Genomic DNA, 7,702 nt, shown 5'->3' with positions numbered 1-7,702 from the left:
GATTTTGAGACTGTCGAGGCATTCGGCAAGGCTCTTAAAGCATTCAATGGAACAGTTTTTTTTATCAGCCACGACCGTACCTTTGTGAATATGCTGGCAACCCGGATTGTAGAAGTGAAGGATGGCACAGTTCTTTATTATCCGGGTAATTATGAGGAGTATGTATATAGCATGGAGACAAAAGTTCGCGAGAAACTGCGAGGGGATACGAATGTCAGGTCTAAGTCGAAGTCTGATTCGAAGGCCCGTCCGGCAGCAGATAAGAGGTCGGACCGTAATCTGATTAAGCAGCTTAAGGCTGAAAGGATGAAGTTCAATTCACAGGCACGAGATGTTCATATCCGCATCGAGAGACATCAAACAGAATGCGAAGCGATCCGTCATGTCTTCACGACTGATTCATCGTCATGGTCCCGCGAGAGTAACGCGCGTTACGAATATTTGGAGAAAGACATTAAGGATGATGAGGAGGTATGGCTGTCATTGATGGAAAAGGCAGAGGAATTGACCAGAAAAATAGGGAGTATCAGCTAAACATTTCGGCAAGAGTGTGAAGGTGGTTAGCGATAATTAGCTGATTGAAAAATAAGTGTATTTTTACCGCGGTTACTAGTAAAATAACGATTACAACGCGGTGACCTGCCCCCCCTATAACTGTACCGGCTCCCTTCAATTTATATCCTACCTGTATACAGAGAGTTTTTTTGTCGCGCCGTATTTCTGGGCGAAAAGCGAGGGATACCTCTCAAATTTCACAATAGCTGTTTACAGAGAGGTTGTCCACTTTCATGGTTTTTACCGTCAATTTGGGGTATAATAGTTTTATGAAAAACTTTCTGCCGATATCAAAAGAAGACCTGAAAAAGCGCGGATGGGATGAATTGGATATTATACTTGTTAGCGGCGACGCGTACGTCGATCATCCTTCTTACGGCGCGGCTGTTATAGGGCGGGTGCTGGAAGACGCCGGATTCAAGGTTGGGATTATCGCGCAGCCGGACCCGAACAAGATTGAAGATTTTAAACGGCTGGGTCGGCCGAAATTATTTTTCGGCGTTACGGCAGGCAATCTTGATTCTATGCTCGCCAAATATACCGCCAATAAAAAAGTGCGCAATAAAGACTCCTATTCTCCGGGCGGGAAATCCGGACTGAGGCCTGAGAGGGCGGTCCTCATATATGCTAATAAACTACAGCAGGCTTTTAAAGATGTCCCGATAGTACTCGGCGGCATAGAAGCGAGCATGAGGCGGTTGGCGCACTATGATTACTGGTCAGACAAGGTCAGGCGCTCCTTACTTTTTGATTCTAAGGCCGACATACTTGTTTACGGTATGGGTGAGAAGCAGATACTTGAGATAGCATGGCGCTTAAAAAACGGCGAAGGCAAAAGCAGTCTCAATTATATCCGCGGCACGGTAGTTGTTAGGAACTCCGCGGATGGCCTTAAGGATTATATTTCAATTCCATCTTTTGAAGATATTGCCGCTGATAAGGATAAATTTAACGAGACCTTTAAGGCCATTTATTCTGAAGCCGATCCGGTCCGCGGGAAGACGATCATCCAGAAACACGGCGGAAGGTTCGTCATACAATATTCTCCAGCGCTTCCCCTTACCGGCGATGAGATGGACAAGATATATTCTCTTCCTTACATGCGGGATTGGCATCCGGTATATGATAGGGAAAATGGTGTGCCGGGATTTGAGACAGTCAGACATTCAATCATATCTCATAGGGGATGTGCGGGCGGTTGCAATTTCTGTTCTTTATATCTGCATCAGGGCAGGATAGTACAGAGCCGGAGCAGTAAGTCGTTGGTCGCGGAAATAAGATCTATCACGCAGGACAAAAATTTCCGCGGAACTATCACCGACATCGGCGGACCGACAGCAAATATGTATATGGCCGTGTGCCATTCATGGAAAACGGCAGGCGCCTGCCGCGGCAAGAAATGCCTCATTCCCGAGAAATGCAAAAATCTTAAATTAGGCTATGATTATTCGCTCCGCTTATGGAAAGAGCTTGCGAAAATACCCGGCGTAAAGCATGTTTTTGTTGGCAGCGGCGTGAGGTATGATCTGTTGATTGATAGCTATTCGGACGAATATATGCGCGAATTGTGTGCTCATCATGTTAGCGGGCAGTTGAAGGTTGCTCCTGAGCATTGCGTCGATTCTGTCCTGGAATTGATGAATAAACCAAGCTTTAAGGCCTATGAAAAATTTATAAATAAGTTTGAAAATATAAACAAGCAATTGGGCAAAAAACAATACCTGGTGAACTATTTTATAGTAGGCCACCCTGGCACGCACCTTGAAGATGCGCAGGAGCTCGCAGCCTACCTTAAAAAAAATCATATTTACCCGGAACAGATCCAGGATTACATACCTCTGCCTATGACTATATCAGCCTGCATGTATTATACAAAGAAGGATCCGTTTACAGGGAAATATGTTTATGTGGCTAGTACTCCCAGCCAGAGGATGATACAAAGGGCATTGCTTCAGTATAAAAACCCAAAGAACAAGAAATATATCAGGAAGGCAGTATAAAACATCTCTCAAATTCCGCTTTCATGAAAAAAACAATAAAAAAAACATTCCACTTTATCATGATCAGTCCATCTCACTATGACGATGATGGCTACGTAATTCAATGGGTTCGTTCTTCGATTCCGTCCAATACTCTTGCCGTCCTCTATGGGCTAGCTTTAGATTGTGCTAAGCGAAATATCTTAGGCCATGATACACAAATAGAATTGCATGCCTATGACGAAACCAACACTCGCATTAAAATTAAACGCATCATCCAACTCATTCAAAAACCTGGAAATCATGGTCTTATCGCTCTTGTTGGTGTTCAGACCAATCAGTTTCCCCGTGCTGTTGATATTGCCCGCCAATTTCGCTCAAAAAATATTCCGGTTTGCATCGGAGGTTTTCATATCAGCGGCTGTCTTGCCATGTTACCCAAGATTCCATCCGACCTTCAGGAAGCTATGGATTTAGGGATCTCGCTTTTTGCCGGAGAGCTGGAAGGACGTCTTGAATCTCTTCTTCAAGACACCTTTCATAAAAGAATGAAACCCCTCTATAATTACATGCAAGATTTTCCAAATATTAAAGGCATGCCTGTGCCTTATTTGCCAGCGTCACTTATTAAGAGGACTATAGGATTAAGAGCTAGCTTTGATGCCGGGAGAGGGTGTCCCTTCCAGTGTAGCTTTTGCACCATCATTAACGTTCAAGGACGTAATTCCCGCAGCCGTACCGCAGATGATGTCGAACATATTATAAGGGTGAATGTCGCTCAAGGCATTACGAATTTTTTTATTAGTGATGACAACTTCGCACGCAATAAGAGGTGGGAAGCCATTTTTGATCGACTCATCCAGTTGCGAAAAAGAGATGGTATAAAAATGAAATTTATCATCCAGGTGGATACGTTATGCCATAATATACCGGGATTTATTAAAAAGGCTGCACAAGCGGGTGTTACTCGTGTATTCATTGGCATAGAAAGCATCAATCCGGAAGCACTCAAAGGCATTCAAAAAAGACAGAATCAGGTTCACGAGTACCGGATAATGTTACAAGCCTGGCATAACGCAGGGGTTTTGACCTATGGAGGATATATCCTTGGTTTCCCCACAGATATGCCTGAGAGCGTCCTGAAAGACATCAAGACCATTCAAAAAGAACTACCTATTGATCTCCTTGAGTTTTTTATTTTGACTCCGCTTCCTGGCTCTCATGACCACAAGGCTTTGTATGAAAAGGGAATGGAGCTGGATGTGGATATGAACAACTACGATACGGTACACGTAACTACTCCTCACATCAAAATGTCCAAACAAGAATGGCAAGATATTTACAACCAGGCTTGGGAAAATTATTACACCCCAGAGCATGTGGAAAACGTTATACGCAGAGCAAAAGGATGGGGGTTTAGTACGCACGAGATGATGTTGAAACTGTTGAGTTTTTATGGCTGTGCCAAGGTTGAGAAAATCCACCCTCTTGAAGGTGGTTTTTTCCGGCGTAAATATCGAAAGGATCGTCGGTACAAGATGCCCCTAGAAAATCCTTTCGTATTTTATCCCCGCTACTTGTGGGATACGTTCAACAAGTACAGCAAATTTTTCCACCTATTCCTTCAATATAAACGCATCCTTCATCGAGTGGAAAAAGAGCCGGCAATAGTGAGAGAAACAGAACCCAACTCGATTCAAATCCAGAGAAAATTAACAAATTGAATGGAAGAAGGACATGTAAAGAACGAAGAAAGAAAAGATAAAAGCATAGATTATAATTGTACCGTAAAAACAACAAAACCGTATGCCAGGCTAATGTTTAATGGGCAATCAAAGTGTTATTGAATTGCTCGCCGAAGCAGCATATAAGGCTTATAACCGAGAACAAGAAGCACTTAATAAAACCCAGATATAGCCAATGTCCAGGTTTTTATATAGGACATTGTTTATCTCTTTATATTGAATAGGGTTAGGGAATTCTTGGCCTAAAAAGACCGGACAAAATGGACACTTCGACCCTTCGACTGCGCTCAGGACAGGCAAGCTTCCCTCGACAAGCTCGGGACTATGCAGTGCAGGCAATTTTAGCCTGAACTTTATCTCTGATTTGCCAATTTGCTTGATATTTTAGCTCAGGTTCTATATAATAGCCTTGCTTGCGTTAAGAGATAGATTTATAGCTTACACAGCTTAGCGCAGCCACATAAATCTCTCGAACTACATAAGGAGAGATAATATAAGCCCTGATAAGTAAGCTTCGTCAGGGTTTTTTTATCTTTGCACGTGTCAAAGGGTTGGGGAAATTATTCCGCCATGTCATTGCGAGGCCTGCAAAGCAGGCCGAAGCAACCTCAATCTTATACAAAAATCCCCTGATAAATCTCAACCTACCATCTCTTTTTCTCCGAATCCGCTTGTAGTTTGTAGTTAAAGGAGTGTAGTTAACGTTTTATTGACAATATTGTGTGGATTATCGGCGATATTTAGGGCATTAACTAGGAAAGGTAAGGAGAAATATTAGGCTTTGATTAATTCCTGCCAGATCTCATGCTGTTTTTGCCAGGAAGGTTCGGTTATTACGCTGCGCAGCTTGTATTCGGGTATTTGCTCAAGGTTTGGTTTCTTAGAGCAAAGGATCTCTTCCTGAATGCGCGGAGAGATAAGCAACATGTTCACTATTTGGTCTATTCTGACATGGCTTATATTTAGCCATTCAAAGGAAAATTTAACCGGCACAAAAACCCTACCAGGCTTTCCAAGAGCAAAAACTCATCAAAATGGATGGCTTACTAAAGAGAGAATTTTAAGAGCAGGACATCAGATTATATATCTGATGTCCGGGTGGAGAAGCAGTTTACTAGATCCTAGGCAAAATTTGCTTGGTATTCAATGTTTTAAGGTGTATAATTTAACCAAAAAAGAGATGCTCTTGGCTTTATTGTCAAAAGTGTCCCTAAGTACTAAATAATACAAAAAATTAAAAGGAGTGAAATTGTAATGCAAAATATAGATAAAACAAGAGGTACATATGCTTGATTTGTCCAAGAAAAGATACAGATTTAGGGTAATAATCCCAGCATACCCAGCTTTTAATGTTTATTCACATATTGCAAGAGGGACAGTTGCTTTAGGCCCAGTGTGTGTTGCTAGTTCTGTTAACGAAATGGAAGGGTGGGATGTGGAGGTTATAGACGAAAATAATCTGCGTAGATATGGCCCCAAAAACGATTCAGGTGGCGCCGACCATGAGTTTTTACAACGGCAGAGACCTGCGGATGTTGTTGGATTTTATGGAGGATTGACCAGCACGATACCAAGACTGTATCAGATAGCCCGTTTTTATAAAGATAATGGAGTTATGACTATTGCTGGGGGGCAACATTTTATTGAGGATAATATAAAAGAGGCATTGGATTCCTCTATTGATTATGTGGTTATTGGAGAAGGAGAAGAAACTATTAAGGAGCTCTTGCCTGCAATAAAGAACAGGCAAGATGTTAGTAAAGTAGATGGCGTTGCTTATCTAAACAATAAAGAGATTGTCTATACTTCAAAGAGAGAGCCTATTATAGACTTTGACAAGTTACCTTTGCCGGATTTTTCTTTGGTGCGTTATGCTAAAATTAAACTGTATCCTGTTGAAAGGATACGAGGATGTAGCATGGACTGTGAGTTTTGCACTGTTAAGGGTAAGCCGAGAGCTGCTTCTCCTGAAAGACTTATTGAACGTATAAGTTTTCTTCTGGAAACAAAAGATGCCAGACATTTTTTTATCGTTGATGACCTTTTTGGTCAACATCGAGACGAGACTATAAGATTTTGCAATATGCTTAGAGATTATCAAAAGAATATAGGCAGAAGGCTAGATTTAGCTGTTCAGATAAGATTGGATAAGGCAAAGGATTCAGAGCTTCTTTCTAGTATGCGTCAGGCTGGCATTAGCACAGTAGCTATAGGCTTTGAATCGCCTATTAAAGAAGAATTAAAAGCAATGAACAAACACTTAACTCCCGAAGATATGATATCTCTTGTAAGGATATTTCATAAGTTTGGGTTCTTAGTGCATGGTATGTTTATTTTTGGATATCCATTAAAGGAAGACCTGAATCTTGGCGTAACAATGGAAGAAAGGATAAAGGCCTTTAGGTATTTTATCCAAAAATCGAAACTTGATAGTATACAGGTTTTACTACCAGTTCCATTGCCCGGGACAGAATTAAGGCATAGACTACAGAGGCAAAACAGGATTTATTCAACTCAAGATGTCGGCTGGGAATATTACGATGGCAATTTTCCTCTTTTTGAACCTGATACGCCTCTAAGTGCCGAGGATATGCAAGATGCCATTCGTAACATTATGGGAAGGTTTTATCAGTTTAAATATATGTTTATGATAGGCTTAAATATATTTTCTTTTCCAGCAATAACCTTCTTTTTGCACAACATTAAAATGGGATGGAAGAAATGGTATAGGCCGTGGCGTAATTCCTTGCTTCGTTTTGGTGGTTGGATAATTATAAAAGGATGGACTCAGGAGTTTAAAAAGGGCACGTTTTCCCAGAAATTAAAAAGAGCACAAGAAAAGCGTAAAAACCATATTCATTAATTCATACCAACACCACATTATAAATGGTCAAAAAAATCAAGACATTCAGGAAAAGCAGGATTTGTAAGTTTAAAGGTTGCAGACAGTCTTTGAGCATTTATAATTCAGGCACTTATTGCTATCTTCATAGACATCCTCTGATTTACAAAAGAACATCGACACCTTTCCCTACTCTACAATAATCGATTCCTAATTCACTTAGATTTGTCAGATTGATCTTGTTTGAGTAAAATGGCTTGCAGAGGGTTTTTATTTGGTGTAAAATAAAGAAGAAAGAAGAGGATATGGAAAAGAAAAAGTCTATCAGCGTTGCGGAGATATCAAACGATCAAAATGCGTCAGCGGCGATAAGGAAAAGCACAGCTTTCGGTTATGAACTTTTACTTGACTTATATGAATGCAAACCTGGCGCATGCGACGACCTGTCTTTTTGCTATAAATTTCTTGATGAGATAGTGCCTTATCTGGGCATGGAGAAGCAATCGCCTCCCAGTATATTCTTTACGGACGCAACTCGTTTTCCCGATAAAGCCGGTCTTTCAGGCTGGGCACCTCTGGTG

General features: G+C 41.3%; 6 protein-coding genes. 5 read left to right on the top strand and 1 reads right to left on the bottom strand.

What is annotated here, in order from left to right; translation table 11 throughout:
• The 3 genes from P9L93_04755 to P9L93_04745 all read left to right on the top strand — a co-directional run.
• Window positions 1-534: hypothetical protein (locus P9L93_04755; protein MDP8230398.1), on the top strand; the 534-nt coding region annotated here is incomplete at its 5' end.
• 290 nt (window positions 535-824) lie between these two features.
• Window positions 825-2,555 (top strand): YgiQ family radical SAM protein, encoded by a 1,731-nt coding sequence (locus tag P9L93_04750; GenBank protein MDP8230397.1) that lies wholly within the window; start codon window positions 825-827, stop codon window positions 2,553-2,555.
• Window positions 2,556-2,578: 23 nt separating this feature from the next.
• Window positions 2,579-4,258 (top strand): radical SAM protein, encoded by a 1,680-nt coding sequence (locus P9L93_04745; protein ID MDP8230396.1) that lies wholly within the window; start codon window positions 2,579-2,581, stop codon window positions 4,256-4,258.
• A 795-nt stretch (window positions 4,259-5,053) separates the two neighbouring features.
• Here the strand turns inward: P9L93_04745 and P9L93_04740 are convergent.
• On the bottom strand, window positions 5,054-5,272 hold the full coding sequence (locus P9L93_04740; protein MDP8230395.1) for a hypothetical protein: 219 nt from the start codon (window positions 5,270-5,272) through the stop codon (window positions 5,054-5,056).
• Between the two features lie 292 nt (window positions 5,273-5,564).
• On the opposite strand from P9L93_04740, the gene P9L93_04735 reads away from it, so the two are divergent.
• Window positions 5,565-7,142, top strand: a complete 1,578-nt coding sequence (locus tag P9L93_04735) for a radical SAM protein (protein ID MDP8230394.1) — start codon at window positions 5,565-5,567, stop codon at window positions 7,140-7,142.
• 284 nt (window positions 7,143-7,426) lie between these two features.
• Window positions 7,427-7,702, top strand: a 276-nt coding sequence (locus P9L93_04730) for a hypothetical protein (protein ID MDP8230393.1), incomplete at its 3' end; no start/stop codon positions are given.

It is taken from the genome of Candidatus Gorgyraea atricola, assembly GCA_030765235.1.
Classification (GTDB): domain Bacteria; phylum Omnitrophota; class Gorgyraeia; order Gorgyraeales; family Gorgyraeaceae; genus Gorgyraea; species Gorgyraea atricola.
The sequence above is the reverse complement of the archived record's forward strand: the minus strand, read 5'-3'. Positions and strand labels throughout refer to the sequence as shown.

Excerpts from the sequence above, each read along its gene's own strand:
- P9L93_04750 (MDP8230397.1), top strand. The coding sequence starts at position 825 with ATGAAAAACTTTCTGCCGATATCAAAAGAAGACCTGAAAAAGCGCGGA.
- P9L93_04745 (MDP8230396.1), top strand. The coding sequence starts at position 2,579 with ATGAAAAAAACAATAAAAAAAACATTCCACTTTATCATGATCAGTCCA.
- P9L93_04735 (MDP8230394.1), top strand. The coding sequence starts at position 5,565 with ATGCTTGATTTGTCCAAGAAAAGATACAGATTTAGGGTAATAATCCCA.